Origin of the sequence: Brevundimonas sp. EAKA, assembly GCF_000698025.1 — a bacterium.
Classification (GTDB): Bacteria; Pseudomonadota; Alphaproteobacteria; order Caulobacterales; family Caulobacteraceae; genus Brevundimonas; species Brevundimonas mediterranea_A.
The window spans coordinates 1-2090 of sequence record NZ_JMQR01000230.1 but is presented as its reverse complement, the minus strand read 5'-3'; the positions used below and the strand labels follow the sequence as shown (position 1 = coordinate 2090).

The window sequence follows — 2090 nt, the reverse complement described above, 5'->3', positions numbered from 1 at the left end:
GGTTGAAAACGCCCCCCCCCCCCCCCCGGCCCCCCCCCCCCCGCCCACCGGCCCGGCCCCCCCCCCGCCGGTGCCTCGCCGCCCCCGCAGCCTCTATGTCACCCGCATCGAACGCTGGGTGCGCGATCCCTACGCCATCTACGCCCTGTGGGTGCTGGGGCTGGAGGCGATGGAGCGTCCCGGCGCTTCTGCCGAAGCGCTCGCCCGTGGCGACGCCGTCCACGCCGCCATCGAACGGTTGACCCTGGACTGGCCCGACGACCTGCCCGACGACTGCGAAGCCGTCCTGCACGACCATCTGCTGCGCGAACTGGGTGCGCGCGGGTTCGAGGATGCGGCCATGGCGCGCGAGGCGCCGCTCGCCCGCAACTGCGCCCGCTGGCTGACCGATTTCGAGCGCCGCCGCCGCGCGCGGGGCATCGACATCCTGGTCGAGCAACAGGGGACCATGACCTTCGACGCCCCCGCCGGCCCCTTCACCGTCAAGGCCTTCGCCGACCGGATCGAGCTGGCCTCGGACGGAGCGGCGGTGATGGACTTCAAGACCGGGGCGGCGCCGTCCGCCAGACAGGTCAAGTCCGGCTTCGCCCCGCAACTGACCCTGACCGCCGCCATCCTGGCCGACGGCGGGTTCGAACGCACCAATGGCCCGGTCACGCCCGACGAACTGACCTATGTCCGGGTGGTCGGGCGCAAGACGGCGGGCGAGGTCATCACCCGCGCCTCGGGCGCCGAGGCCGCCGACCTGGCCCAGGCGGCGCTGGACGGGCTGAAGCGCCGCGTCGCCCGCTTCGACGACGAGAACACGCCTTACGTCTCCTGGGCCGCCCCCCAGTTCATGGGCAACCAGGGCGGCAACTACGATCACCTGGCCCGCGTCTGGGAATGGTCGGTGATCGGCGACGGGGACGAAGAATGAGCGTGTCCCCCCAGATCGTCGCGGCCGACCCGCGCCTGACCGTCTTCGTCACCGCCAACGCCGGCTCGGGCAAGACCACCACTCTGGTCAACCGGGTGGCGCGGCTGCTGCTGGACCAGGTCGATCCCGGCGCCATCCTGTGCGTCACCTACACCAAGGCCGCCGCCGCCGAGATGCAGGCCCGGCTGTTCGACCAGTTGGGCGGCTGGGCCGTGCTGGACGACGCCGCCTTGTCGCGCGAACTGGCCCGGCTGGACGACGGCGACCCGCAGGCGATGGATCACGCGGCCCTGTCCCGCGCCCGCAAACTGTTCGCCCGCGCGCTGGAGACGCCGGGCGGGCTGAAGATCCAGACCATCCACGCCTTCTGCGAAAAACTGCTGCGTCGCTTCCCGCTCGAGGCCGGGGTCTCGCCCCGCTTCACCGTGCTGGAAGACCAGGCCGCCACCGCCCTCAGCCATGCTGCGCGCGAAGACCTGGCCCGCGCCGCCGTCGCCGACCCGGACGGTCCCATTGGACAAGCCTACAGCCATTTCGCCGTCGAACTGGACTGGCAGCGGTTCCAGGCCCTGCTGTCGATGATCGAGGCCAGGCGCGCCGATCTGCTGGACTATATCGACCGCGCCGAAGCCGGGACCGCGCCCGACCCTTACGCCCTCACCGGCGCCGAGGCGGGTCGCACGCCCGAGGATCTTGAACAGGACTTCATCGCCTGGATCGACCCTGCCGAGTGGAACCGCATGGCCGAGGCCATGGCGACCGGCTCGACCAACGACCGCAAGATCGCCGACGCCATGAGCGTCGCCGCCCCGCCCCACGCCGGCTTCGCCGCCCTGGCGGGCGTCTTCTGCACCCAGGCGGGCGAGCCGCGAAAGAGCATGGGCACCAAGTCGGCGCCGCAAGGCGCGGTCGGCTGGCTGCTGGACCTCCAGACCAAATTCCTCGCCGCCCGCGAAGCCCTGCGCAAGGCCCGGATCGCCGACGATACGATCAAGGTCCTGACCCTGGCCCGCGCCCACGCCGCCTTCTACGAGGCCGCAAAGGCCCAGCGCGGCGCCCTCGACTTCCCCGACCTGGTCGCCCGCGCCGCCGCCCTTCTGACCCGCAGCGGGGCCGCCGCCTGGGTGTTGTACAAGCTGGACGGCGGGGTCGATCACGTCCTGATCGACGA

2 protein-coding genes are annotated in these 2090 nt (G+C 72.0%); both read left to right on the top strand.

The window, feature by feature from the left end:
* The first annotated feature begins 70 nt into the window (after positions 1 to 70).
* Complete coding sequence (locus tag ER13_RS17115; protein WP_035311286.1) at positions 71 to 919, top strand: PD-(D/E)XK nuclease family protein; 849 nt, start codon at positions 71 to 73, stop codon at positions 917 to 919.
* A partial coding sequence (locus tag ER13_RS17110) for a UvrD-helicase domain-containing protein (protein WP_035311284.1) occupies positions 916 to 2090 on the top strand: 1175 nt, incomplete at its 3' end. The genes ER13_RS17115 and ER13_RS17110, both read left to right, overlap by 4 nt.